Source organism: Synechocystis sp. IPPAS B-1465 (genome assembly GCF_003015225.1).
GTDB lineage: Bacteria > Cyanobacteriota > Cyanobacteriia > Cyanobacteriales > Microcystaceae > Synechocystis.
Genome location: NZ_CP028094.1, coordinates 1033798 through 1056973 on the forward strand (window position 1 = coordinate 1033798; position 23176 = coordinate 1056973).

At 47.3% G+C, this 23176-nt stretch carries 28 protein-coding genes; 20 read left to right on the forward strand and 8 right to left on the reverse strand.

What is annotated here, in order from left to right:
- The first annotated feature begins 104 nt into the window (after positions 1-104).
- From prfC to C7I86_RS04870, 3 genes are all read left to right on the forward strand, one after another.
- Positions 105-1748 (forward strand): peptide chain release factor 3, encoded by a 1644-nt coding sequence (gene prfC, locus C7I86_RS04860; protein ID WP_010872143.1) that lies wholly within the window; start codon positions 105-107, stop codon positions 1746-1748.
- A gap of 47 nt (positions 1749-1795) precedes the next feature.
- Positions 1796-3292 carry a SulP family inorganic anion transporter gene (locus C7I86_RS04865; RefSeq protein WP_010872144.1) on the forward strand — a complete coding sequence of 499 codons (1497 nt, stop codon included), beginning with the start codon at positions 1796-1798 and terminating at the stop codon, positions 3290-3292.
- A 99-nt stretch (positions 3293-3391) separates the two neighbouring features.
- The gene (locus C7I86_RS04870; RefSeq protein ID WP_010872145.1) at positions 3392-4255 is read left to right on the forward strand and encodes a universal stress protein; all 864 of its coding nucleotides are present in this window, start codon (positions 3392-3394) and stop codon (positions 4253-4255) included.
- On the opposite strand, the gene C7I86_RS04875 is transcribed toward C7I86_RS04870, so the two are convergent.
- Positions 4241-5245 (reverse strand): NAD(P)/FAD-dependent oxidoreductase, encoded by a 1005-nt coding sequence (locus tag C7I86_RS04875; protein WP_010872146.1) that lies wholly within the window; start codon positions 5243-5245, stop codon positions 4241-4243. The genes C7I86_RS04870 and C7I86_RS04875 overlap by 15 nt on opposite strands.
- A 153-nt stretch (positions 5246-5398) precedes the next feature.
- Here C7I86_RS04875 and C7I86_RS04880 point away from each other — a divergent pair, with 153 nt between their 5' ends.
- The 7 genes from C7I86_RS04880 to C7I86_RS04910 all read left to right on the forward strand — a co-directional run bounded on the left by C7I86_RS04880 (position 5399) and on the right by C7I86_RS04910 (position 10653).
- Entirely contained in the window at positions 5399-5935 is a 537-nt protein-coding gene (locus tag C7I86_RS04880; RefSeq protein WP_010872147.1) for an SH3 domain-containing protein, read from the forward strand.
- Between the two features lie 359 nt (positions 5936-6294).
- On the forward strand, positions 6295-6558 hold the full coding sequence (locus C7I86_RS04885; protein WP_010872148.1) for a DUF6761 family protein: 264 nt from the start codon (positions 6295-6297) through the stop codon (positions 6556-6558).
- Between the two features lie 175 nt (positions 6559-6733).
- Positions 6734-8461 (forward strand): succinate dehydrogenase/fumarate reductase flavoprotein subunit, encoded by a 1728-nt coding sequence (locus tag C7I86_RS04890; protein ID WP_010872149.1) that lies wholly within the window; start codon positions 6734-6736, stop codon positions 8459-8461.
- Between the two features lie 131 nt (positions 8462-8592).
- Positions 8593-8760 (forward strand): PCP reductase family protein, encoded by a 168-nt coding sequence (locus tag C7I86_RS04895; protein WP_014407092.1) that lies wholly within the window; start codon positions 8593-8595, stop codon positions 8758-8760.
- 51 nt (positions 8761-8811) lie between these two features.
- Entirely contained in the window at positions 8812-9156 is a 345-nt protein-coding gene (locus tag C7I86_RS04900; protein WP_010872151.1) for a histidine triad nucleotide-binding protein, read from the forward strand.
- 45 nt (positions 9157-9201) lie between these two features.
- Complete coding sequence (locus C7I86_RS04905) at positions 9202-10083, forward strand: alpha/beta fold hydrolase (protein ID WP_010872152.1); 882 nt, start codon at positions 9202-9204, stop codon at positions 10081-10083.
- A gap of 36 nt (positions 10084-10119) precedes the next feature.
- Complete coding sequence (locus C7I86_RS04910) at positions 10120-10653, forward strand: DUF192 domain-containing protein (RefSeq protein WP_010872153.1); 534 nt, start codon at positions 10120-10122, stop codon at positions 10651-10653.
- 66 nt (positions 10654-10719) lie between these two features.
- Here C7I86_RS04910 and C7I86_RS04915 read toward each other — a convergent pair whose 3' ends face one another.
- The 3 genes from C7I86_RS04915 to C7I86_RS04925 all read right to left on the reverse strand — a co-directional run bounded on the left by C7I86_RS04915 (position 10720) and on the right by C7I86_RS04925 (position 13033).
- Entirely contained in the window at positions 10720-10896 is a 177-nt protein-coding gene (locus C7I86_RS04915; protein WP_010872154.1) for a bacterioferritin-associated ferredoxin, read from the reverse strand.
- Positions 10897-11117: 221 nt separating this feature from the next.
- On the reverse strand, positions 11118-12569 hold the full coding sequence (locus C7I86_RS04920) for a hypothetical protein (RefSeq protein WP_010872155.1): 1452 nt from the start codon (positions 12567-12569) through the stop codon (positions 11118-11120).
- A 35-nt stretch (positions 12570-12604) separates the two neighbouring features.
- Positions 12605-13033: a GtrA family protein gene (locus C7I86_RS04925; RefSeq protein ID WP_010872156.1), complete on the reverse strand. Its 429-nt coding sequence runs from the start codon at positions 13031-13033 to the stop codon at positions 12605-12607.
- A 174-nt stretch (positions 13034-13207) separates the two neighbouring features.
- Between C7I86_RS04925 and C7I86_RS04930 the strand changes: the two genes are divergently transcribed.
- Positions 13208-14560: a cytosine deaminase gene (locus C7I86_RS04930; protein ID WP_010872157.1), complete on the forward strand. Its 1353-nt coding sequence runs from the start codon at positions 13208-13210 to the stop codon at positions 14558-14560.
- Positions 14561-14608: 48 nt separating this feature from the next.
- Here the strand turns inward: C7I86_RS04930 and C7I86_RS04935 are convergent, their stop codons facing one another.
- The 3 genes from C7I86_RS04935 to C7I86_RS04945 all read right to left on the reverse strand — a co-directional run bounded on the left by C7I86_RS04935 (position 14609) and on the right by C7I86_RS04945 (position 16610).
- Complete coding sequence (locus C7I86_RS04935; RefSeq protein ID WP_010872158.1) at positions 14609-14956, reverse strand: type II toxin-antitoxin system PemK/MazF family toxin; 348 nt, start codon at positions 14954-14956, stop codon at positions 14609-14611.
- A complete protein-coding gene (locus C7I86_RS04940; RefSeq protein WP_010872159.1) occupies positions 14953-15219 on the reverse strand; it encodes a hypothetical protein in 267 nt (88 codons plus the stop codon). Before C7I86_RS04940 ends, C7I86_RS04935 begins: the two co-directional genes overlap by 4 nt.
- 500 nt (positions 15220-15719) lie before the next feature.
- Positions 15720-16610, reverse strand: coding sequence for an alpha/beta fold hydrolase (locus tag C7I86_RS04945; RefSeq protein WP_010872160.1), 891 nt, complete (start codon positions 16608-16610; stop codon positions 15720-15722).
- A gap of 52 nt (positions 16611-16662) precedes the next feature.
- Here C7I86_RS04945 and C7I86_RS04950 point away from each other — a divergent pair, with 52 nt between their 5' ends.
- The 4 genes from C7I86_RS04950 to C7I86_RS04965 all read left to right on the forward strand — a co-directional run bounded on the left by C7I86_RS04950 (position 16663) and on the right by C7I86_RS04965 (position 18987).
- Entirely contained in the window at positions 16663-16932 is a 270-nt protein-coding gene (locus C7I86_RS04950) for a hypothetical protein (RefSeq protein ID WP_020861597.1), read from the forward strand.
- Positions 16933-17014: 82 nt separating this feature from the next.
- On the forward strand, positions 17015-17281 hold the full coding sequence (gene grxC / locus C7I86_RS04955; protein WP_010872162.1) for a glutaredoxin 3: 267 nt from the start codon (positions 17015-17017) through the stop codon (positions 17279-17281).
- An 80-nt stretch (positions 17282-17361) separates the two neighbouring features.
- A complete protein-coding gene (gene gshB / locus C7I86_RS04960) occupies positions 17362-18324 on the forward strand; it encodes a glutathione synthase (RefSeq protein WP_010872163.1) in 963 nt (320 codons plus the stop codon).
- 396 nt (positions 18325-18720) lie between these two features.
- Positions 18721-18987, forward strand: coding sequence for a hypothetical protein (locus C7I86_RS04965; RefSeq protein ID WP_010872164.1), 267 nt, complete (start codon positions 18721-18723; stop codon positions 18985-18987).
- Between the two features lie 142 nt (positions 18988-19129).
- Here the strand turns inward: C7I86_RS04965 and menB are convergent, their stop codons facing one another.
- Positions 19130-19957: a 1,4-dihydroxy-2-naphthoyl-CoA synthase gene (gene menB / locus C7I86_RS04970; protein WP_010872165.1), complete on the reverse strand. Its 828-nt coding sequence runs from the start codon at positions 19955-19957 to the stop codon at positions 19130-19132.
- A gap of 200 nt (positions 19958-20157) precedes the next feature.
- Here menB and pntA point away from each other — a divergent pair, with 200 nt between their 5' ends.
- The 5 genes from pntA to C7I86_RS04995 are packed head-to-tail and all read left to right on the forward strand — an operon-like array spanning position 20158 to position 23147.
- A complete protein-coding gene (gene pntA, locus C7I86_RS04975) occupies positions 20158-21750 on the forward strand; it encodes a Re/Si-specific NAD(P)(+) transhydrogenase subunit alpha (protein ID WP_010872166.1) in 1593 nt (530 codons plus the stop codon).
- A gap of 26 nt (positions 21751-21776) precedes the next feature.
- Positions 21777-22316: a hypothetical protein gene (locus C7I86_RS04980; RefSeq protein WP_010872167.1), complete on the forward strand. Its 540-nt coding sequence runs from the start codon at positions 21777-21779 to the stop codon at positions 22314-22316.
- A gap of 5 nt (positions 22317-22321) precedes the next feature.
- A complete protein-coding gene (locus C7I86_RS04985) occupies positions 22322-22669 on the forward strand; it encodes a nucleotidyltransferase family protein (protein ID WP_010872168.1) in 348 nt (115 codons plus the stop codon).
- Positions 22670-22689: 20 nt separating this feature from the next.
- Positions 22690-22920: a type II toxin-antitoxin system HicA family toxin gene (locus tag C7I86_RS04990; RefSeq protein WP_020861599.1), complete on the forward strand. Its 231-nt coding sequence runs from the start codon at positions 22690-22692 to the stop codon at positions 22918-22920.
- 2 nt (positions 22921-22922) lie between these two features.
- Positions 22923-23147, forward strand: a complete 225-nt coding sequence (locus C7I86_RS04995) for a type II toxin-antitoxin system HicB family antitoxin (protein ID WP_020861600.1) — start codon at positions 22923-22925, stop codon at positions 23145-23147.
- The last annotated feature ends 29 nt before the right edge of the window (positions 23148-23176 follow it).

Genomic DNA, 23176 nt, shown 5'->3' on the forward strand with positions numbered 1-23176 from the left:
AACCCACCATTGGACAGATCCGCTGTTAACTTGAGACAATGTTTGCAGCTAGAGCCTAGAAAGAGTGGGCCCATTGCTAATGCCCGCTTATTTTTTCCCATCGCATGCAAACTTCCCCATCTTCCACTGCGCCGTGTGCGGACAAAGCCCTGGACGATCTTTTGAAAGAGGTCGATCGCCGTCGTAATTTTGCCATCATTTCCCACCCCGATGCGGGGAAAACTACCCTAACGGAAAAATTGTTGTTGTATGGGGGCGCAATTCAGGAGGCGGGGGCCGTGAAAGCTCGCCGTAGTCAGCGCAGTGCCACGTCCGACTGGATGGCCATGGAGCAACAGCGGGGTATTTCCATCACTTCCACCGTGCTGCAGTTCGACTACCGGGGCAAAATTCTTAACTTGTTGGATACCCCAGGGCACCAAGATTTTAGTGAAGATACCTACCGTACCTTGGCCGCAGCAGACAACGCGGTGATGTTAATTGATGCCGCTAAGGGGTTAGAAACCCAAACCCGCAAACTGTTTGAAGTGTGTCGTCTGCGCCATCTGCCCATTTTCACTTTTATTAACAAGCTCGATCGCCCCAGCTTGACCCCCCTGGAATTGATGGACGAAATTGAACAGGAATTGGGCATGAACACCTATGCGGTCAACTATCCCATCGGCACCGGCGATCGGTTTCGGGGCGTTTACAACCGTTTAACCAAAACTATCCATTTGTTTGAGCGAACGGGCACCCACGGCAGCAAAAAAGCTGCGGATCAGACCATGGCCCTAGATGATCCGGCCCTGGAATCATTGCTAGGTAGTGATGTGTACGCCGAATTTCAAGATGAGTTGGAATTAATCGAAGAAGCGGGGGCCGAATTTGATTTAGCCGCCGTCCATGGCGGAGAAATGACCCCGGTATTTTTTGGCAGTGCCATGAATAACTTTGGCGTAGAACTATTTTTGCAAGCGTTTTTGCAGTATGCCGCTAAGCCCGAAGCCCATGACAGTAACCGAGGAACTATTGAACCCACCTATGAAGAATTTTCCGGTTTTGTCTTTAAACTCCAGGCCAATATGGACCCTAAACACCGGGACCGCATTGCCTTTTTGCGGGTTTGTTCTGGTAAATTTGAAAAGGATATGGTGGTAAAACATCCCCGAACGGGCAAAACAGTGCGTTTATCCCGACCCCAAAAACTTTTTGCCCAGGAACGGGAATCGGTGGACATTGCCTATGCGGGGGACGTGATTGGTTTAAATAATCCGGGGGCATTCACCATCGGCGATACGGTTCATACTGGCGAAAAAATAATTTATCCCCCCATTCCATCCTTTTCTCCTGAGCTATTTGCCTATCTCAGATCCACCGATCCTAGTCAGTATAAAAACTTTAAGAAAGGGGTATCAGAGTTACAGGAAGAAGGGGCGGTGCAAATTCTCCAATCCCTGGATGAAAGTAAACGAGATCCTATTTTGGCCGCGGTGGGACAATTGCAATTTGAAGTGGTACAGTATCGCCTCCAGGAAGAGTACGGAGTAGAAACCAGATTAGAGCCCCTTGGTTTTTCCCTGGCCCGCTGGGTGGTGGAAGGTTGGGATGCCCTGGAAAAAGCGGGACGGTTATTCAATACGGTGGTGGTCAAAGATCGCTGGGATGCGCCAGTTTTACTGTTTAAAAATCAGTGGAATTTGGAACAAGTGGCAGGGGATTGTCTTGATTTAAAACTAAGTGCGATTGCCATTCCCCCTTCCTTATAAAAATTCTCGCGAAAAATCTTGTAAAAGACTAAGTTTTAGACCGAATAATGATCAATTGGACGATATTAAAGCGGGAGTGGTTTCGCAATACCAAGGAAGATTTGTTGGCCGGGGCTGTGGTGGGTTTGGCCCTTATCCCCGAGGCGATCGCCTTTTCCATCATTGCTGGGGTTGACCCCAAGGTGGGACTTTATGCTTCCTTCACCATTGCTGTGTTGACGGCCTTTTTTGGTGGGCGATCGGGGTCTATTTCTGCCGCTACAGGGGCCATGGCCCTATTAATGGTGGATTTAGTCAAAGACCACGGTTTGCAGTACCTGCTGGCCGCCACCGTACTGACGGGAATTTTTCAGGTTTTGTTGGGGGTTTTTAAAGTTGCTAAGCAAATGCGCTACGTCCCCAGGGCGGTGGTGTTGGGTTACATCAATGCTTTAGCCGTGTTGATTTTTTTGGCCCAGCTACCCCAGCTAGACCCGACTAAAGTTAGTCAATATTGGTTAGTTTATTTAATCTTGGCCTGTTCCCTAGCAATTATTTATATTCTGCCCACGTTTACCAAGGTTTTTCCCTCTCCTTTGGTGGCTTTATTTGTGATGACCAATGCCACTATTTTCTTGCAACTAGATGTGCCCACTGTGGGAGATATGGGGGAGTTACCTGGGAGTCTACCAATTTTTTTACTACCCCAAATTCCCTTTAATTGGCAAACTTTACAAATTATTTTGCCCTATTCCCTTACCCTGGCGATCGTTGGGTTGCTGGCTTCCTTTTTAACCGCATCTTTAGTGGATGAATTGACCGATACCCCCAGCGACAAAAACCGCGAAGCCAAAGGCCAGGGTATTGCCAATATTGTCACTGGTTTTTTTGGTGGCATGGCGGGCTGTGGCATGATTGGCCAATCAGTCATCAATGTGCAATCCGGCGGTCGGGGCCGGTTATCCACCTTTGCGGCGGGAATTTTTCTCTTAATTGCTATTTTGGGGTTAAAGGACTGGGTGCAACAAATGCCCATGGCAACCTTAGTAGCTGTGATGATTATGGTTTCCATTGGCACTTTTCGTTGGTCTTCCCTGCGGGACTTCCGTAAAATTCCCCAGAGCGAAAACATTGTTATGTTCACCACCATGGGGCTAATTATTATCACTCGTAACTTTGCCCTGGGGGTGGCGGCAGGCATTATTATGAGTACGATCTTTTTTACCCGCAAAATTGCCCAACTTGTTTTTGTGGATAGGGTTTTAACAGAGGATGAAAACCACCGTATTTATAATGTCTCTGGTCAAATTTTCTTCGTTTCCAAAGAAGAATTCCTTGAAGCCTTTGATTTTGACGAATTGGTAGACCGGGTTACCATCGATTTAACCCATGCCCATCTCTGGGACCAGGGGGCAGTGGGCACAGTGGAGCAAATCATGACCAAGTTCCGGCGCAATGGCATTGATGTGGAATTGGTGGGTTTAAACGGAGCGAGTGCGACCCTTTGGCAAAAATTGATCAAGGAACCGGAACTAAAACTGATTAATTCTTCTGCTGAAAATTAAGGTTTGATATCAGTACTGAACTAGAGCGAAATTGGGGGAACTGGCCACGCTTTTTTAAAACTTACACATCACTAATTATTTTTTGGGAATGTTACCATTGTGAAAAATATTTTGCTTTGCACTGATGGATCGGATTTCGCTCAGCAAAGTTATCCCTACGCCGCCTGGTTAGCCAGTAAATTAGGCGGCAATATCAAGGTTTTATACGTTACTGATATCCGGGCCCAAAAGGCAGTGGAATCGGTCAATTTGAGTGGCAGTATTGGCTTAGGAACTTCTGAAGAATTATTAAAACAATTGGTGGATTTAGAACATACTAAAGCCAAACTTAATCATCAAAAGGCGAAACTGGTCCTGGCAACGGCTAAAAACACTCTCCAGCAAGCTGGCATAGAATCGGTGCAGGTTATGCACAAAACAGGTTTTTTATTGGATTGTCTAGAAGATTTGAAGGGCGATTTTGATGTAATTATCCTGGGGAAAAGAGGGGAAACAGCTAAATTTGCCCAGGGCCATTTGGGAGCCAATATGGAGAGAATTATTCGCAGTATTCCCAAGCCCTGTTTGGTTACTCCAAAGCAGTTTCAAACCATTACCAAAGTTCTTTTTGCCTATGACGGTAGTGCCAGTTGCCAAAAAATTCTGCAGTTTTTGGCCGGTTCCTCCCTGTTGGCTGATTTGCCCCTACACATTGTCACGGTGGGGAAAACCAACCAAGACCCCCAGGCGATCGCCAATTTGGGTACAGCCGAAAAAGTCTTGGAAAAAGCTGGTTTTAAGCTCGAGGTGGAATTGTTGGTGGGCCATGCGGAAGAAGCCATTGTTCGTTACCAGGAAGATAACGCCATTGATTTATTGTTAATGGGGGCCCATGGCCATAGCCGTATTCGCCATTTGGTTATCGGTAGTACCACCGCCCAAGTTCTACGAAAAACTTCCATTCCGGTTCTAACCTTTCGCTAGGGAATTCAATAAATGCTCGGCGATCGCCAATCCCGATAGGGCTGCTCCTTCCACTTTGCCGCCATGGAAAGCATCTCCCCCAAAGTAAACTGGGCCAGGAAAATCGCCAAAGAGAAAGGGTTGATCGAGGGGATTTTGGGGATGGCTATAGCGCCAGAGATGCAAGTGGGAAGCCAACACCGCTGAACCTGACCAGGGTTGGGCCGCGGCGGTCATTAATGCGATTACCTGTTCCGTATCGGTGGCTAAATAATGACGACTAAACTCTGGGCCTGCTTGCACTGTCACTCCGTAGCCATGGGGAGAAATTCCTTTTTTCGTACTGCAAGCCATCCAAGCCAAGGGTTCCCCCGATAACCAAAGACCACCGGGGTCAGGCACTAAACTGGGTTGTTCCAACAGTAAAGATAAACTGAAACAAGGGTCATATACCACCCCAGTCAAAGTCTGTTGAATATCGGCGGGCAAATTGATGTTAGATACTGTCAATAATTCTAGGGTTTGGGGTAACGGGGCCGTCACCACTAGGCGATCGCCTTGGTAAATCCCCCCGGAATCACAGTGAATTTGCCAAATATTATCCTGCCAGTGAAAAGCATTAACCTTTTCCTGATTAACTACTTTCAAATCCTGGGCGAGGTATTGGGCCAAACTGCGATTGCTCGGTTCCCCTCGATATAGCTTTACCCCCTGACTGCGGATTGTGCCTGTTTCCGTACCCATCCCTTCTGCCCAAACCTTGACCACCCCTGCCTTAATCCAATCCTCCACCCAAGCAAGAAAAAGGGGATGCTGGGCTTTGAAATATTGGGCCCCAAAATCGAAACATCCCACTGCGTCCCCATGGCGTAATCTCCGGGAAGCCAGTCTGCCCCCTATGCCCTTGCCTTTATCCAACACGGTGACCTCCAAGCCCTGGAGTTGCAACACCACCGCCGCCATTAAACCGCAGAGACCACCACCCACAATAACCACGGATATTTGCTTCATTTCTGTTAAATTTTTGTTAATTTTAATTACCTAATCGTTTCATTGATCGAGCTAGTTAACCCTTTGAAGAGGAGGTAACAACTAGTCAACTATAATGTTAGATGGAAATCAAAATCTTTTCAGAATTTGCGTCGAATTCAATGGTGATTCACCATGAAAGGTCACATCAATGCTCCGGAAAAAGTTTCTCCCCACCGTATCTTGAAACTCTTTAACTTGATGGCCGTGTTTGGTCTGTTGGGGCAAGGTTTTTGGTTGCAAGCCCCTGCCTTGGGCCAAAATGCTCTCACCGTCTGTGGGGCAGAAACCGGCAGGGTCTATTTACGGGATCGTCCTAGCAATGCTAGTCAAAATGCTAACCGCACCCTAGCCAACGGCACCCCTGTGCGAGGATACGAATATCGCAACGGCTTTGTTTTTGTGGAAACCGTCAATGGTTTTTCGGGGTGGGTCACAGAACGCTATCTTTGTGGCAGTTCCCCCGTTGGAAGTTCCCCTTCCTATATCTGTGGTGCCGAAACGGGACGGGTATATTTGCGCGATCGCCCCAGCAATAGCAGCCAAAATGCCAACCGCACCCTGAGCAATGGCACTGCAGTTAGTACCGAGGGTTATAGCAACGGTTTCTTCCTGGTGGAAACCATGGACGGCATGAGAGGCTGGGTGACAGAGCGTTATGTTTGTCCTTGATGGAAAAATGGGAAATGATATTGTAAAGTCTTTTCCTCAATAATCCTAAAACAACACTAAAACTGAAAGAATCAAATTACTTCCAACCAGCCTTGGCCATGAAGGTTAACTTTAACTAGCGGACAGCGCCCGGTTGAGGGTATTTCGCGGGTAGCCAGGGATAGATGTCCGATGAATTAATTGAAAATCTTTAGAGATAAATCTGGAGCACTGTGCCGCAAAGATACTTAGCCAGATGGGCAAGGTGAAAGTCAATGGTGATCATTGGTTAACCTATGGGGCTCAATAAAACTTTCCAAAGGTATTCCCGTCTCGTTAGAATCAGAGGTAATTCCCGAAATAGTCAGTGAATCATAACCATGTCCATAATGTTGCAAGACCCCCAAATCATTCGTTTCTATCAAAAGTTAACTGATGCGATGGTGGATTTATGGAACCGTAGTCGTTCGATGGATGAAATCCGCCTCTATGTGGATGGGTTTATTGCCTGTCTGCGTTTCAGCAACCAAATTGAACCCTACTTGATCCACCGTCTGGAGGAAGAAGTCTTTGCTTTTTTAAGAGACCCTTCCAACTTCAGTTACCCTGCTTTTGAAACTGAGAAAGACTACGACTACTTTTAGCAAAATTCAGTTAATTCGTTGATCAATTAATCACCTAGCTAATCCATAGTTGAAAATAGTTAGAAAAATATACACAGGTGGGGCAAAAAAAATTGATCAATCACCAAAAATGATTCAGCATTAGGGAAGGCAGGCCCCTAGGGATTGTCATTGTTGCTTCTTTGAAGGTTTTTCCATGCTCGAACAGGACGTTGTCATTGTCGGTGGGGGTTTAGCCGGTTGTCGGGCCGCCCTAGAAATTAAGCGTCTGGCCCCTGATACCAAAGTGGCGATCGTGGCCAAAACCCATCCCATCCGTTCCCATTCTGTGGCCGCCCAGGGGGGCATTGCAGCCAGTCTGAAAAACGTTGACGCTGAAGATTCCTGGGAAGCCCATGCCTTTGATACGGTGAAGGGATCGGATTATCTAGCGGATCAGGATGCGGTGGAAATTCTCACCAAAGAAGCCCCGGAAGTAATTATTGAGCTAGAACATTTGGGAGTACTTTTTTCCCGTTTACCAGACGGTAAAATTGCCCAGCGGGCCTTTGGCGGCCACTCCCACAATCGCACTTGCTACGCCGCCGATAAAACAGGCCATGCCATTTTGCACGAACTCGTGAATAACCTGCGCCGCAATAAGGTGGAAATTTACGATGAGTGGTATGTGATGAAACTCATCTACGAAGAAGGTGAGGCAAAGGGCTTGGTGATGTATGAAATTGCCACCGGTCGCATTGAAATTGTCCGAGCTAAGGCGGTGATGGTCGCCACGGGGGGCTACGGCCGGGTTTATAACACTACTTCCAATGACTACGCTTCCACTGGGGACGGTTTGGCCATGGCGGCGATCGCCGGAATTCCCTTGGAAGATATGGAGTTTGTCCAGTTTCATCCCACGGGGCTATATCCGGTGGGGGTGCTAATTTCCGAAGCAGTGCGGGGGGAAGGAGCTTACTTAATTAATAGTGAAGGGCGCAGGTTTATGGAAGACTATGCCCCCAGTCGTATGGAGTTGGCCCCCAGGGACATCACCTCCCGGGCCATTACCCTGGAAATCCGGGCGGGGCGGGGGGTTAACGCCGATGGCAGTGCTGGCGGCCCCTATGTTTACCTAGATTTGCGCCATATGGGTCGGGAAAAAATTATGAGTCGTATTCCCTTCTGTTGGGAAGAAGCTCACCGTTTAGTGGGCATTGATGCAGTGGAACAACCGATGCCAGTGCGGCCCACAGTGCATTACTGCATGGGGGGCATTCCGGTAAATACCGATGGTCGGGTACGAAAAAATGCCAACGAGTTAACAGAAGGATTTTTTGCTGCGGGGGAATGTGCCTGTGTTTCCGTCCATGGGGGCAATCGTTTAGGCAGTAACTCCCTGTTGGAATGTGTGGTTTATGGTCGTCGCACGGGCCGGAGCATTGCCGAATATGTCCAAGGGCGATCGCTCCCGGAAATTGACGAAGCAGTTTATAAAACTGAGGCCCAAACCCGCATTGATCAGCTTCTTAACCAACAGGGTACAGTGCGTATTAACACCCTGCGCCAAGCTTTTCAGGATTGCATGACCAGCCATTGTGGGGTGTTCCGCTCCGAATCCTTTATGGCAGAAGGTTTGGAACAGGTACAAAATCTTAAAGCCCAGTACGGGCAAATCTTTTTGGACGATAAACAACCGCAATGGAATACGGAAGTTATTGAAGCCCTAGAACTGCAAAGCATTATGGCAGTGGGGGAATTGATTTTAACTTCTGCGATCCAACGCCAGGAAAGTCGGGGTTCCCATGCTCGGGAAGATTTTCCCAGTCGGGATGATGAACAATTCTTGCGCCACACCTTAGCCAGTTTTGACGGCGAACAAATAAAAGTGGAATATATGCCGGTGGTCATTAATCGCTTTGAACCGAAGGAGCGTAAATATTAACTTCCCTTAGCTTCAAACAAAAATACAAGGAGATTCTTTCATAGCCTATGCTTTGGCACGTATTTTACGGTCGCGGTAGAATGCTTTTGTCAAATCATGCCCAAGGGCGAAATTTCAGACCCATTTTTGTAATGAGTGATCCTATTAGTTGGACTGCCGAAGCAACGGAGCGTTTAAAGGAAATTCCTTTTTTCGTTCGTCCTGCCGCCCGTAAAAAAATCGAAAATTTTGCCAGGGAAGCAGGAATCACAGAGATAACGGAAACGGTCTACGAGCAAGCTAAACAAAAGTTCAATTAGCTTAGCCCCGTTGGTAAGTTAATCTGAATAGCGTCAGTTTAGGTTTAAACCATGGCAGAAGATACCATTTTCAGTAAAATTATCCGTCGGGAAATTCCAGCGGCGATCGTCTATGAAGATGATCTTTGCCTAGCTTTCAAGGATGTTAATCCCCAAGCGCCAGTCCATGTGCTTTTAATCCCCAAAAAGCCTTTACCCCAATTGTCAGCGGCCACCCCGGAAGACCATGCCCTACTGGGTCATCTTTTGCTCAAAGCCAAGGAAGTAGCGGCGGATCTAGGCATTGGCGATCAATTTCGCTTAGTCATTAATAACGGGGCGGAAGTGGGGCAAACTGTGTTCCATCTCCACCTCCATATCCTTGGCGGTCGCCCTTTTAGCTGGCCTCCGGGTTAAGGGGTTATGATGGGAAAATAAATTCACTTAACAATTCTTAACGAAATGCAGTCCTTTTCGCCCCAGATCACCGCACCCACAGGTAATTATTGGCACTGGCAAGGGCATGAGATCTACTATGTCCGGGCCGGACAACCCCAGCCGGATCGACCTTCTTTACTTTTAGTGCACGGCTTTGGTGCTTCCACTGACCATTGGCGTAAAAACATTGAAGGACTCCAAGACCAGTTTCAGGTGTGGGCGATTGATCTGTTGGGCTTCGGGCGATCGGCTAAACCGGCTCTGGAATATAGCGGCCAACTGTGGGAACAGCAGTTACTGGATTTTATTGACCAGGTGATTGGGGAAAAAACCGTGGTGGCGGGCAATTCCCTAGGGGGTTACGCTTCCCTCTGTGCGGCGGCCAACGGTGGCGACAAAATTGCCGGGGTGGTGTTGCTCAATAGTGCCGGGCCATTTGGTGATCAAATTAGTGAGCGCGGTATTAATTTTGTGCAAAAAGCAATTCAAAGCTTGATGCTCCAGCCCCTACCCAGTTACTTACTGTTTCAATATTTGCGGCGCAAACCCACCATTCGGAAGACCTTACAAAAAGTTTACGTAGATCAAACAGCAGTGACCGATCGCCTGGTGGAAGAAATTTATCGTCCTTCCTGTGATGGGGGGGCGGCCCAGGTGTTTGCCTCGGTGTTTAAATCTCCCCAGGGGGAAATGGTGGATAAACTCCTGGCTAAATTACAAGCGCCCCTGTTGGCTATTTGGGGACAGGGGGATCCTTGGATGCGGGTCAAGGAAAGGAGTGTTAAGTTTCGACAACATTACCCCCAACTAACGGAGCATTTTTTGCCGGCGGGCCACTGTCCCCACGACGAAGATCCGTCCACTGTCAATCAGTTAATGCGGGATTGGTTAGCTACCATTGGTTAGTCCCCTATGGTTTGGGGTTGATCCCCACCGTTTGCCATGACCCCATTGACTTTTCGTAACTTAGGTCAATCTAAAGCCCCATCTATTGCGCGGACTTTGGTAACCATTGGCTTGGGTATTGGATTGGCAATGGGGACGGTGGGGTGTAGCCCTAGTTATTCCCGATCGCCGCTGGTGGAATCTTTACCTCTGACGGCCAAGGTAACCATTGGTTCGGAAACAATTCTGTTGGAAGTCGCCACAACTCCTGCCCAGCAGGCCCAGGGCTTGATGTTTCGCACCGAACTAGCTGGTGATCGGGGGATGTTATTCACTTTTCCAGAACCCAGAATTGCCCGCTTTTGGATGAAAAATACCCTGATTCCCCTGGATATGATCTTTTTGCGGGATGGGCAAATTAAACAAATTATTACGAACGTTCCCCCCTGTAAAGCCGATCCTTGTCCCAACTACGGCCCCCTCAACCAAGAGGTTAACCAGGTGTTGGAGCTGGGGGCAGGACGGGCGCAGCAATTAGGTTTGGAAGTTGACCAAGTGCTGGAATTTTTGCCCCTGTCGGGTAGTTTATAGTTTGAAGATTATTATCGTTAGTGCTTATATCTTTTCAGCCTAATACTCAATTTTTCTAACTCCCATCTAGGTTAATTTCCTTCTGGCGATCGCCTCTAGCACCTGGCAAGCATGGCCTTGGCAGACACCGCAGTCAGCCCCTACTCCCATGGACTCGGACAACTCTTCTAGGGAGGTTATGCCCTGCTGGGCAGCCGCTTCAATTTGCTTATCGCTAATACCCCGGCAAACGCAGATATACATAAGGACTTTTCCGTAAATTTTGAGAGAAGATTTTATAGAAAGCTATTGCAAATTATTTTCATTATGCATCAACAGGGCAGAAAAAACAATTTTTTGGGGCCGGTTTGCCGTAGGTGCAAAGGCTAGACAGAATTACAAGTTACTTTTGCCGGGGTCTACCCCCTATAGCCCTTAAATAATAGACTCTATGCACTATCTTGCTGAATGGTTCTCAATGTCCATCAAAATTTTTCCAGAAGATGACTAACAAAAAAGGGAATGACTTCAAATTGATTTTGATATAGTTCCACCAACGTCACTGGAGCTTCCGGTGGAATCATGCCCGATTGATACTGCAAAACAATTAGCATATTCCAAAAAGCAAAAAACGCTGTGACAAAAGCAGCCCATTTTTGCCAGCGACGACCAGAAATTTTTTGCCAAAAATTAGCTATGCCAAATACAAATAAAAAAGTGCAATTACTAAACATTCTCCCCCCCACACTAGCGCCCTGCCACCAAGACCACCAAGCGGCAATAAAGTAAACTTGAGCCAAGAAAGTTACCAACAAAATGGTGTTTAAACGGGGCAACAGTCTCCAACCTAGCACTAAACCAACCACCGCTAGTAAGGTTATGGGGTGCCAAATAAATAAGCCCCGATGACCGGAGAATAACACTTGCCAAAGGGATGGTTGCAACCAATTGAAACTGCCCCCGTGACCCGTAGCTTGTCCTTCTTCTAAATAGGGAATGCGCTCAATGCCACCATACTGCCAAAGATAAATTAATAGCTGGGGAATTTGCATTAGCATCGCCACTGTCAACATCACTAGCAGTGGTTGCCAAAATTTTCTCTTAGTAATATTGGTAAAAATAGTTTGACTAGCTTTTCCCCAATGAATTGCTGAAATGGTTGTTAAACTCGGTTGTTGATTACCCAATGGTTGCGTTTCAAACCCGATCGCCGCCACCAATATTGGTGCGAGGAAAAACAGCACATCCTGGGGCCGCACCCAAGCGGCAAAGGCGATCGCCAAAGCGAGCATAATCTGCCAACGGCCATCGGTTAACCAAGGTTTAGTGAATATGCCGTACAAAAATAAGGCGATTAAAAAAGCGGAAACTGCATGGGACATGGACACTTCTAGGAATAGGTAATAGCTCAATGGTGAAGCAAACCAAATTCCACCTACGGCCAGTAAACAACTTATGTGGGAAAAATAACGCCGAGCAAAACGATAACTCAGGGCTAAACCAGTGATGCCCAAACCAACGCTTCCCAAGCAATAAAATAGTTCGTAGGGCCAAGACATACCATTGATGGGAATGGCATTATTAAACTGATGTAAAATCAAGGCAACTACATGACCTAGAGCAAAGAATGGTAACAGAACTATGCCTAGCCCCACCGTGTATTTGCTGTATTCTGGAATGGGCCCAAATACCCGGGGACTGCTGTTGAATTGTCCTGCGGTTTCAGCATAATAGCTATATTCGTTATCTACCCTGAGATTACCATCAAATAATAGAGATCTCAGGGGAGTGTAATAGCCCAATCCATCACCGTACACCCCAAAGCCAGTGACAAAAAACTTAAGTAGAAAAATCCCCAGGGTAACAGCTATGGCAATTAAAAAGCAGTATTTAAGATTTTTTTCGTCGTTAATGAAGTGAAAAAATTTACCCATCATTATCCATTCCTTCCATCACACCAATGGGCTACAAATTAAGCTTTCTTTTTCGGTTTACGCCAGACCCAAAGAAAGTTAGTGGCCATGCTCCAAAATACGGTAATCATGGTGGCAACGATAGCCGCTATTTTATGGTCCCAGCCCAATTTATTGCCCAAAATTACAATAATTAAACTCCAGAGAAAAAAGCCACTGAAATTGGCCACATGGTATTCCCAACAGCGTTGCCAAGAAAGGTTAGGATTACGAAATACCCAGAGGTCAATCGCCCCGTAACGAATGATGGTAATGACTTCGGCGGAGAGGACGGAAGCCCAGGTGAGGCCCATGCCGAGGGACACTTTGAACCAATCCAAGAGGACAACGTTCAAAACCATGGCAATAATGCCAATGATCCACCAGCGCACCATGGCGTTTTGCCAAAGGCGTTGTAAATAAACGGGCAAGGTTTCCCTGGTAATCATGGCGAAGTCAGTAAAGGGCAGATAATCCGGCTATTATACTGGTCAATGTTCTAGGAAAATTGGCATCTAATTGCAAATAGGGGCTAAATTTTTCCCCTGCAGGGTAACGCAAAGTTTTGGAGCTTGGCCCTGAATTGATGCAACGGCAAACTGGCAAACTAAATCATCTTTTTTATGTCTTCCCCTCTGGTTCTTCCCAGTGATGGCCACTATTGGCTTAAAAATGCCCATATTCCCCCCAATTTGGTCAAAACCAAGGTAAATTTTCCCGAAAATTTTCAGTTTCCCAGGCCTTGGGAGGATTTAGGACTTTACCATCTAGAAATTGCCGACGGCAAAATCAAAAATATCGTTGCTGTTGGGCAGGGGGAAGAGTCCGATTTAGTTACCGACGATGGTGTCCCCAGGGTGGATTTGAGTAAAAGAATGATCTTGCCCTGTTTTGTGGATATGCATACCCACTTAGATAAGGGCCATATCTGGGGGCGATCGCCAAATGTTGATGGAACCTTTTCTGGAGCCATTGCTAGCACGGAAAGGGATGCTGAATTGCACCATAGCCCAGAAGATATTTACCGCAGAATGGAATTTGCCCTCCAATGTAGCTATGCCCATGGCACGGCAGCGGTGCGTACCCACATAGAAATGGCTGGTCAGAAAAGTCAGATTGCTTGGCAAACTTTTCAACAACTGCGCCAAGCCTGGGCCGATCGCCTAACTTTACAAGGGGTGGCGATGGTTACCACGGATTATTATCTAGGCTCTGCAGGGGAAAAGTTAGCCGACCAGATGGCCCATGGGGGAGGAATTCTGGGGGGAGTGGCCTACGCTGGGCCCCAGGTGGAAGCCCAGTTAACCCGTTTGATGACCCTAGCCCAAGCCAGAAATTTGGCCATTGACCTGCACGTAGACGAAAATGGCGATCGCCGCTCCCGAGTATTGCATCAAGTAGCCGCCATCGCCTTAAAAGTCGGTTTCACCGGTCAAATTGTCTGTGGGCACTGTTGCAGTTTAGATGTGCAATCCCCCCAGCAAGTCCAGCAAACATTGGCTTTAGTCAAACAGGCTAATATCGCTATCATTAGTTTGCCCCTTTGTAACCTGTACCTCCAGGGCCGCCATCAACCCCAGAAACCGGCCTGGAGAGGAATTACCAAAGTTCATGCCATTCACGCGGAGGGCATTCCCCTCGTCTTTGCCAGTGATAACTGTCGGGATCCGTTTTTTCCCTTTGGTGACCATGATGGCCTGGAAATTTTGAACCAATCCGTACGCATTGGCCAATTGGATCCTCCCTACGGTCACTGGTGTGCCACCGTTAATCAAACCCCTGCCCAATTAATGGGACTTGCCGACTACGGCCGCCTTGCTGTGAATGGTCCAGCGGATCTAGTTATCTTTCCAGCCCGTTATTTCAGTGAGATCTTTTCCCGCCCCCAAGGCGATCGCCTAGTGATACGCAAAGGAAAACCCACCCACAAAAAAACACCGCACTACCAAGAGTTAGATGATTTGATGGGAGCTTGAGGCAGTCAGTCCGGCCAAAGCTAATCATATTTGCGGCCAGCCAGTGGACTAACCGAGTTTAAAAACATGGGGAAAAGCACTCTTCACCATCAATCGGTCTTGCTTTGACAGAGAGCCAACACAGTCGAGGATATACTTGTGTTCTAGGGTGAACAGTTTCATCCTCACCACCGAAGGCGTAAACAATCCCGCTGAACGGGTGTCTTCAATGGGGGTATCGAGGGGCCAGGGGGCATTTTTTGCCGAAGTGATCATAGCCATAACACTGTGACCAATGCGGTTATTAAAAGCGGGGGCGTCGGACAAAATTAAAGCGGGGCGACGAATATCAGATTGCCTATCCGTGAAGGGAACTGGGACAATGACGACGTCAAATTGTTCGTAAATTGTATTCATAGGTGTCGGTATGCAGAATTATCAGCTTCAGAATTCCATTCGGTCATAGTGTCGGCGGTGGCAGCCATATAGTCGGCCCCAGCTTCCCCAACTTTGCCGGGGGCAGGACCTTGGGCCCTCTCAGCTTGGGGAAGGACCATTCCCTGGGGGGCAACTAACACAATAACTTCTACGGAAGTACCAGCTGGACACGGTAAATCCTGGAGCAGGAGCGTGCCATCTTCTGTCAATGTCGTAGCTAGTTTGTAAGCATTGATAGACATTATGTAGCAGTGTGAAATGTGGACCCTTTACAACCAAAAGAGTTTTAAATTTTCAACATTATCTTAGGCAATGATGAACCAGTGCAAAATAGATACTGAGGAGAAAATAGTCTTTGGTCGGATAGAAGACATATTAGCAGAAAAGTAAACAATTCGTGGGAATAGTCACCTTTATAATTGTTTTTAACTCCGACAACCATAATCAGTCAGACCATGTATTGTCAATATTTACAGAACCTTTATTAGATAAGCCCTTTGCCCGGGACGACAAGCTAAAGTATGTACTAGTAAAATTCATTACTTTAAGATGAGAACTGTTCTCCAACTTCACTTCTGAATGGTTTTTGTCCCAAATTTTGAACCAGCATGGGGCAGGGACCAAAGTAAACGATAATACTTTTTTCCCATTATTTTCCCAAGGAAATCTCCCTGGGTGGATGCAGTTATTACTTATCAATCTCAAGTTTAAAAGCTAGCTAGAAGATTTTAGGTCTTGGTGGTCATAGGCAAAATTGTCTGAGGGCGGCGGCGGTAGCTTCGGGTTGTTCCAGATGGGGCACATGGCCACAGGCATCAAGCCAGATTAATTGACTCTGGGGCAAAAGATTTTGGAATCGTTCAGCCGCTCTAACACCCAAAATTTTGTCCTGTTTACCCCAAATAATTAGGCTAGGCAAAGTAATTTGCCCCAATTGCTCGGCAAAGGAGCCATAACCACCACTTTTGCTGAAGGCAATCAATCCTTCGCTCCAACCCGGGCAGGTTAAATGGGCAGCGGCACAGAGGCGGGCATCTTCACTGGCTAGACTCCGGTTGTAATAGGCGGTCTGGCCAATACTTTGTCTGACCTGTGGGCTGGCTAAAAAATTGGTTAGCCAACGGTCCAACGGTGGAAACATGAGCCGACTGGCAAAGGGTTGTTTCGCGAGGCCAGCACTATCTATTAGCACTAGTTTTTTGACCCGTTCGGGAAAGCTGAGGCAAAAATCTAGGGCCACTGCTCCCCCCATGGATACCCCCACTAAGGTAATGGGTTCTTGAATAATTGTTTGCCAAAAGTGGTCTAGGTGAATTTTGATGTTGGCTGGGGTGGGTAGTAATATCTTGGATCTAGTTGTGAAACCAAATCCCAGCAAATCAATGGCGATCGCCCGAAAATTTTTTTTGATTAGGGGCAGTAGGCGACGAAACTCCAACACCGAACTGTCAAAGCCATGTATAAAAAGCATGGGTTCCCCCTGGCCTTCATCCATATAGTTGGTGTCCACGGTGATGGCACTGGGGTGGTCTGGGCCATGGATGGTTAGGGAAACTTGTTGCATTTGTCGCCAACATTCCCAGGAGGTTGCTTCAGTAAATGCCGGTGCGGGAAGGGTTAGGGAAGGAGTCATACTCAAATGGTGCTGGCTAAAAATGGCGATCGATAATTGGGGTTAGGAGAAATTGGCCTACCCAAAAACCCCTGGGGAAGCCGTGGTAGGATTAGGCGAAAATAATCTCCCGACGAAAATTGGGGCGAAACTCACTATGGATTCAGGCAAAATCGTGGCCATTGTCACCGGTGCCATCTCAATTATTTTAGCTGTAGCGTATCTAGTTTTAGTACAAATTCTCGACTTTCGTGGCGAAATGGTGCCAGCGCCGATGGAAACCATGGGTCTGCTTACCCACATTACGGCGATCGCCAACGGCTCATTGTTGCCCTTTAGTTGAGCATTGCCCGTTAGTTATCCCCTAACCACGAACAGGGTCAGCTATAATCAGAACCGTACAAATCTTTACATTAAGCGTTGCCATGGCTGTCTCGGCAAAAATTGAAATTTATACATGGAGCACTTGCCCTTTTTGCATGAGAGCCCTGGCTTTATTGAAACGTAAAGGAGTAGAGTTCCAAGAATATTGCATTGACGGCGACAACGAAGCAAGGGAAGCCATGGCGGCAAGGGCCAACGGCAAAAGGAGCTTGCCCCAAATTTTTATTGACGACCAACACATTGGTGGCTGTGATGACATCTATGCCCTAGATGGTGCAGGCAAGTTGGACCCCCTGCTCCATAGTTAGGCTGGCTAATCTTATTCGTATATATATTATTTGTCTTCAACCATTACGGCTTCTGCCCCCATCCCAAGGATATTGACCCTGTGAAACTGGCTTTTATTATCGATCCCCTAGAAAAACTCGATCCGGGCCATGATTCCACCGTTGCCATCATGGAAGCGGCCCAAAAGTTGGGACACGAAGTTTTTGTCACATCAGTGGGGGATTTGGCCGTTATCAATGGCCAGGCCTGGGCTAAATTAGCGGCGGTACGCCTTCAGCCTGTGATTTTGGTCGATGGGCACTGGCAAGTTTCCCAACCTTGGTCCGAACTGTCCAAATCCCAGTGGATGGCCCTGACGGAATGCCAAGCAGTCTTTATGCGTAAGGATCCGCCGGTGACCGTGCAATATCTCTACGCCACCTTCATTTTGGAGTTACTAGCCCCCACCAAGACCATGGTGATCAATTCCCCCCAGGGGCTACGGGAAGCCAATGAAAAAATGTACACCCTGCAGTTTGCTGCGGTGATGCCTCCCACGGTGGTTAGTTTGGACAAGGGCCTGATCCGCCAGTTTTTGGAAGAGCACGGGGCGGCAGTGTTAAAACCCTTGGGAGGTAAGGCCGGGGAGGGAATTTTGTTTCTCGATCCTGGCGATCGAAACTTCAACTCCCTGGTGGAGATTAGTACCCAACATGGCAAAGAGCCGGTAATGGTACAGCGTTTTCTGCCAGAAGCGAAGGAAGGTGATAAGCGAATTATCCTGCTGGATGGTGATCCCATTGGAGCCGTCAATCGCATTCCCAGTGGAGCAGAATTCCGGGGCAATATGGCGGTTGGTGGTCAAGTGGCTCCCACTACCATTACCTCCAGGGAAATAGAAATTTGCGCTTTGCTAAAACCCAAATTGCAGGCTGACGGTTTATATTTTGTCGGTATTGATGTTATCGGAGGCTACCTAACAGAAGTCAATGTCACAAGTCCGACGGGGATCCGGGAGATTGATCGCCTTGAGGGAGTCCGCCTGGGAGAAAAAGTAATTTGCTGGTTGGAAAAACAATTTTAGCCTGGGATCAAGACAGCTCAATCTCAGCAAGTTTGGTTAAAAAAAGATTATTAGTTGGGCGTTCAGTTATTTGAGCCACTATTTTAATCTTGTTTTTTCTTGATCCCTGACCTTTTTTGTTCCATACCATACCATTATCTAAAGATTTTGTTACCTGTTAAGGTCGGGTGCTGTGTCAAACGTATCGATTTGTAAAACGAATATTAAGACAACCTGAAGAGAATTTCCTTCCATCGGGGAGGTAAAGGCAGACAGAGTAACTGTTTAATGCGGATTTGCCCCCTTGGTTGAATAGGGCAAAATATAAACATCTAGAAAGTTCGAGCTGATATTTTTCAAAAAGAGCTGATATTTTTCAAAAATTTTAACAACTGCCTAATTTCCCCACGCACCCCCATGAAAACCGCTAACTTTATCACCTCATCTTGTCGTTATTGCCGCTACTACCAGGCTGAAGGTAGGCGAGGCGGCACTTGCAGTCAACTCAATGTGCCAGTACAGGGACAGTGGAAGGCCTGTGCCCTAGCGGCAAAACCCTTTGCCGGTCCCTGGGAGAACCTCGAAGATGTGGTGTATTTAGAACATGCCTATGCTTTGACCAGTAAGGATGCTCTAGTGGAACAATCGGCAGAAACGATCGCCACCGCAGCCGAAGCGGCCTAGACAGCACAATTGGGGTAATGGACTCTTAAAGGGTGTTAAAGGTATTTGCCATAGTGGAGACTGTTTTCGGGGAACTTTTGGGGTTAATTTTCCGACATAGTGCCATAGTAGGGCTGAACAGGGGAGCTTTGGTCTGATCAGCTTAGGGGAGCCAGGGATATTGGCTAAAATCCGGGGGGCGTTTTTCCAGGAAGGCTTGTTTGCCTTCACTGCCCTCTTCTGTCATGTAATAAAGCAAGGTGGCGTTGCCCGCTAGTTCCTGTAATCCAGCCTGGCCGTCACAGTCGGCATTGAAAGCAGCTTTAAGACAGCGGATAGCCAGGGGACTTTTGCTCAAGATTTCCTTCGCCCATTGGATACCTTCTTCCTCCAGGCGATCGACGGGAACAACGGTGTTCACCATGCCCATGCGTTCTGCTTCCTGGGCAGAGTATTGGCGGCAAAGATACCAAATTTCCCTGGCTTTTTTTTGTCCCACAATGCGAGCTAAGTAACTGGAGCCAAAGCCTCCATCAAAACTCCCCACTTTTGGCCCGGTTTGGCCGAAAATGGCGTTATCTGCGGCAATGGTCAGGTCACACACCAAATGTAAAACGTGGCCACCACCAATGGCATAGCCAGCCACTAGGGCAATGACAACTTTGGGCATGGAGCGGATTAACCGCTGTAAATCGAGCACATTGAGGCGGGGAGTTCCTTGGTCGTCGATATAACCCCCTTCTCCCCGGACAGATTGATCCCCACCGGAACAAAAGGCATATTTGCCATCGCTGTGGGGCCCGGCTCCGGTTAGTAGTACAACCCCGATGCGGTTATCTTCCCTGGCGTTACAAAATGCGTCATAAAGTTCAAAAACGGTCTGGGGACGGAAGGCGTTGCGTTTATGGGGACGATTGATGACAATTTTGGCGATCCCCCCCGCTTTGTAATAGAGAATGTCGTCGTAATGTTTTGCAATGTGCCAATCCATAGGTTCCCTCCTGAGCAGTCCTTACCCATCTTACGGGGACAGCGTAAAGGTTTGACCCAATTCCTATTCCATCAATAACCGACCGTTAAGGCTAATTTGTGAGTAAACAAATATAAAGCAATGCAAAGGATTGGCCCCAAACTTTGGCGATCGCCTTACTATGCAGATCAAGACCTCCGTGTTTACTTTGATTTTTTTCCATGACCATTGCCGCCCCTAAAACCACCGTTGCCCCTGAGATGAAGCCGACGACACCGAAAAAAATTGGTGTACCCAGGGAATCCTTTGACCAGGAATGCCGGGTGGCCATGACCCCCGATACAGCCCAAAAGCTGCAAAAATTGGGCTTTGATTTGTTGTTGGAAACGGGAGCGGGAGCAAAAGCGGATTTCGCCGATCGCCTTTATGAGTCCCTAGGCTGTGGCATTGTCGATGGTCGCCAAACCTTATTTGAGCAAGCGGACATTATCCTCAAAGTGCGGCCCCCTTCCCCGGCAGAGGTGGAGGAGTTACCGGCGGGGAAAGCCCTGATTAGTTTTATCTGGCCGGCCCAAAATCCCGAATTGCTGGAAAAATTGGCGGCGAAAAATATCACTGTGCTGGCGATGGATGCGGTGCCCCGGATCAGTCGGGCCCAGAAATTGGATGCCCTCAGTTCCATGGCCAACATTGCCGGTTACCGGGCGATCATTGAAGCGGCTAATCGTTTTGGGCGGTTTTTCACTGGACAGATCACTGCGGCGGGCAAAGTTCCCCCAGCAAAAGTTCTGGTCATTGGGGCCGGGGTAGCAGGGTTAGCGGCGATCGGGGCGGCCAAAAGCTTAGGGGCGATCGTGCGGGCCTTTGATACTCGCCCAGTGGTCAAAGAACAGGTGGAAAGTTTAGGCGGGGAATTTCTCCTGCTGGACTTTAAGGAAGACGGCACCGGGCAGGGGGGTTACGCCAAAGTAATGAGTGAAGAATTCATTGCGGCGGAAATGGCGTTATTTGCCGCCCAAGCCAAGGAAGTGGACATTATTATCACCACAGCGTTGATTCCCGGTCGTCCCGCCCCCAAATTGATTACTGAACCCATGGTCAAATCCATGCGGGCTGGTTCCGTAGTGGTGGACTTAGCGGCGGAGCAGGGGGGCAACTGTGAAGTTACTAAACCCGGCGAAGTTTATGAATATGAAGGGGTGACCATCATTGGCTACACTGATTTGCCCAGTCGCATGGCCAGTCAATCCAGTCAGCTTTACGGCACCAATCTCTGGCATTTGCTCAAGGATATGGGCGGCTCCGAAGCTTTCAAAGTGGATGTGGAAGATGAGGTTATTCGGGGAGCCTTGGTATCCCATGAAGGCAAGATTACTTGGCCACCGCCGAAGCTTAATCCCCCTAGTCCGGTGCAACCAGCTAAACCTACCGTGACCGTAGTGGAGAGTGAAGCCAAATCTGCTAAAAAATCCGGCTCCGGTAATTTTCTTTGGTTAGCCCTAGCGGCGATCGCCTTGGTGGGCATTGGTATCGGCGCACCTACTTCTTTTCTCTCCCATTTCACTGTGTTTGTGCTGGCCTGTGTGGTGGGTTGGCAGTTAATTTGGAATGTGGCCCCGGCATTGCACACCCCTTTGATGAGTGTGACCAACGCCATCAGCGGCATCATCATTATCGGTGGCATGTTGCAGATTTCCGGGCCATTGAATAGTCCCACCACTATCTTGGGGGCGATCGCCATTTTAGTGGGAACGATCAACATTGCCGGGGGATTTTTAGTTACCCAACGGATGCTGAAAATGTTTCGGAAGTAATTTTATTTTTTAATAGGAATTAAATTATGGCCAGAAAATCAAAAGAATTTCAAAAATTATTTCACGAAGAAACCCATGCTGAGAAATCACCAAGAAGGGAGTCTACTTCTCAATCCATTAGAAAAAAGGAATTAGCGGCTTACGATCAATTCAAAAAAAAGCTTGAAAATGATGAGCACAATAAAGGCGCCACCTTTGTTAAAAATCCCAAAGGCATGAGAAAAATGTCTGAGGTTTTAGAGGAATTTGTCGCCCCCTTTATTGGTGATGAAGACTCCTATGAAGAAAGGGAATTTTTCTTTGAGCTAGCAATATTAGCCTGGAATTGTTCAGTATTCCCAGAAAGTGGGCGAGAAAAACTTATGGAAGCTTTTTTTACAGATTTGAGCAATCCCCTCGAGCCAGAAAGTATAGAAGCGACGCAGGATTTAAGAGTTTTTGTTGAGGAGTTAATTGAGCGCAAATTAGAAGTATTTCCTAAGGACAAAAGAATTATCCAAGATTTCCAATTAACTCAACATGAAGCCGGTTTCCACGTTGCTGTGTCCTACGTTATGGCTCGATAAATCCCATGCAAATTTCCCCAGCATTTAAATATAAAGTTTCCATTGATCCAGGCAAAATTACTGCATTTTGTCAGCAATGGCAAATAACTGAGCTTGCCCTATTTGGTTCATTTCTCCGAGATGATTTTGATCTAGATAACAGCGACATTGACGTTTTGGTCTCTTTTGAGCCTAATGTTCCCTGGACAATCTTAGATCTGGTGGATATGGAAGATCAACTTCAACAAATTTTTGGTCGGAAGGTGGACTTAATGGAACGGTTAAGCATTGAGCAAAGCCAAAATCCACTGAGGAAAAAAGCAATTTTGGAATCTTTACAGGTCATTTATACGGAGTCGAGACTACAGATTTAGTCCTAATAAGGCTTCAATAAATGGACAAGAAACAAAAACTTTTAAGCAAAGCTAAAAATAATCCCCAAGGCCTCAGCTTTAGAGAATTTGAAAAGCTTTTAGAACTATCTGGTTGGCTTCTTGATCATCAAACTGGTAGTCACCGTATTTGGTACTCCTATGATAAGCATCGCTTGTCCGTTCAACCAACAAAAAATGGTCAAGCAAAAGCTTATCAAGTTAAGCAATTTCTCAATCTTCTTCAGGAGTGATTATGACTGTTAGTAATATTTTTGATGGTTACACAATCAATCTTTTTCAGGATGAAGATGGGGATTGGTTAGCTTGCTTGGCGGAAATGCCCAATGTTTCAGCGTTTGCCGATTCTCCCCAAGCCGCTCTTGCTGAATTAGAAATTGCCTGGCAAGGGGTAAAGGAAAGCTATCACAAACACGGAGAGCCGATTCCCATCATTGAAAGGGTTTATGCAAAACCCTAATCCTTTACTTAAATTGATAACCAATTACC

What these genes read in the sequence shown, in the direction of transcription:
- C7I86_RS04890 (WP_010872149.1), top strand. Translation starts at nt 6,734, where the DNA reads ATGCTCGAACAGGACGTTGTCATTGTCGGTGGGGGTTTAGCCGGTTGT.
- C7I86_RS04925 (WP_010872156.1), bottom strand. Translation starts at nt 13,033, where the DNA reads ATGATTACCAGGGAAACCTTGCCCGTTTATTTACAACGCCTTTGGCAA.
- prfC (WP_010872143.1), top strand. Translation starts at nt 105, where the DNA reads ATGCAAACTTCCCCATCTTCCACTGCGCCGTGTGCGGACAAAGCCCTG.
- C7I86_RS04875 (WP_010872146.1), bottom strand. Translation starts at nt 5,245, where the DNA reads ATGAAGCAAATATCCGTGGTTATTGTGGGTGGTGGTCTCTGCGGTTTA.
- C7I86_RS04885 (WP_010872148.1), top strand. Translation starts at nt 6,295, where the DNA reads ATGTCCATAATGTTGCAAGACCCCCAAATCATTCGTTTCTATCAAAAG.
- C7I86_RS04945 (WP_010872160.1), bottom strand. Translation starts at nt 16,610, where the DNA reads ATGACTCCTTCCCTAACCCTTCCCGCACCGGCATTTACTGAAGCAACC.
- C7I86_RS04920 (WP_010872155.1), bottom strand. Translation starts at nt 12,569, where the DNA reads ATGATGGGTAAATTTTTTCACTTCATTAACGACGAAAAAAATCTTAAA.
- C7I86_RS04905 (WP_010872152.1), top strand. Translation starts at nt 9,202, where the DNA reads ATGCAGTCCTTTTCGCCCCAGATCACCGCACCCACAGGTAATTATTGG.
- C7I86_RS04865 (WP_010872144.1), top strand. Translation starts at nt 1,796, where the DNA reads ATGATCAATTGGACGATATTAAAGCGGGAGTGGTTTCGCAATACCAAG.
- C7I86_RS04915 (WP_010872154.1), bottom strand. Translation starts at nt 10,896, where the DNA reads ATGTATATCTGCGTTTGCCGGGGTATTAGCGATAAGCAAATTGAAGCG.
- pntA (WP_010872166.1), top strand. Translation starts at nt 20,158, where the DNA reads ATGACCATTGCCGCCCCTAAAACCACCGTTGCCCCTGAGATGAAGCCG.
- C7I86_RS04900 (WP_010872151.1), top strand. Translation starts at nt 8,812, where the DNA reads ATGGCAGAAGATACCATTTTCAGTAAAATTATCCGTCGGGAAATTCCA.
- C7I86_RS04935 (WP_010872158.1), bottom strand. Translation starts at nt 14,956, where the DNA reads ATGAATACAATTTACGAACAATTTGACGTCGTCATTGTCCCAGTTCCC.
- C7I86_RS04930 (WP_010872157.1), top strand. Translation starts at nt 13,208, where the DNA reads ATGTCTTCCCCTCTGGTTCTTCCCAGTGATGGCCACTATTGGCTTAAA.
- menB (WP_010872165.1), bottom strand. Translation starts at nt 19,957, where the DNA reads ATGGATTGGCACATTGCAAAACATTACGACGACATTCTCTATTACAAA.
- C7I86_RS04995 (WP_020861600.1), top strand. Translation starts at nt 22,923, where the DNA reads ATGACTGTTAGTAATATTTTTGATGGTTACACAATCAATCTTTTTCAG.
- C7I86_RS04990 (WP_020861599.1), top strand. Translation starts at nt 22,690, where the DNA reads ATGGACAAGAAACAAAAACTTTTAAGCAAAGCTAAAAATAATCCCCAA.
- C7I86_RS04910 (WP_010872153.1), top strand. Translation starts at nt 10,120, where the DNA reads ATGACCCCATTGACTTTTCGTAACTTAGGTCAATCTAAAGCCCCATCT.
- C7I86_RS04965 (WP_010872164.1), top strand. Translation starts at nt 18,721, where the DNA reads ATGAAAACCGCTAACTTTATCACCTCATCTTGTCGTTATTGCCGCTAC.
- C7I86_RS04880 (WP_010872147.1), top strand. Translation starts at nt 5,399, where the DNA reads ATGAAAGGTCACATCAATGCTCCGGAAAAAGTTTCTCCCCACCGTATC.
- grxC (WP_010872162.1), top strand. Translation starts at nt 17,015, where the DNA reads ATGGCTGTCTCGGCAAAAATTGAAATTTATACATGGAGCACTTGCCCT.
- C7I86_RS04980 (WP_010872167.1), top strand. Translation starts at nt 21,777, where the DNA reads ATGGCCAGAAAATCAAAAGAATTTCAAAAATTATTTCACGAAGAAACC.
- C7I86_RS04940 (WP_010872159.1), bottom strand. Translation starts at nt 15,219, where the DNA reads ATGTCTATCAATGCTTACAAACTAGCTACGACATTGACAGAAGATGGC.
- C7I86_RS04985 (WP_010872168.1), top strand. Translation starts at nt 22,322, where the DNA reads ATGCAAATTTCCCCAGCATTTAAATATAAAGTTTCCATTGATCCAGGC.
- C7I86_RS04895 (WP_014407092.1), top strand. Translation starts at nt 8,593, where the DNA reads ATGAGTGATCCTATTAGTTGGACTGCCGAAGCAACGGAGCGTTTAAAG.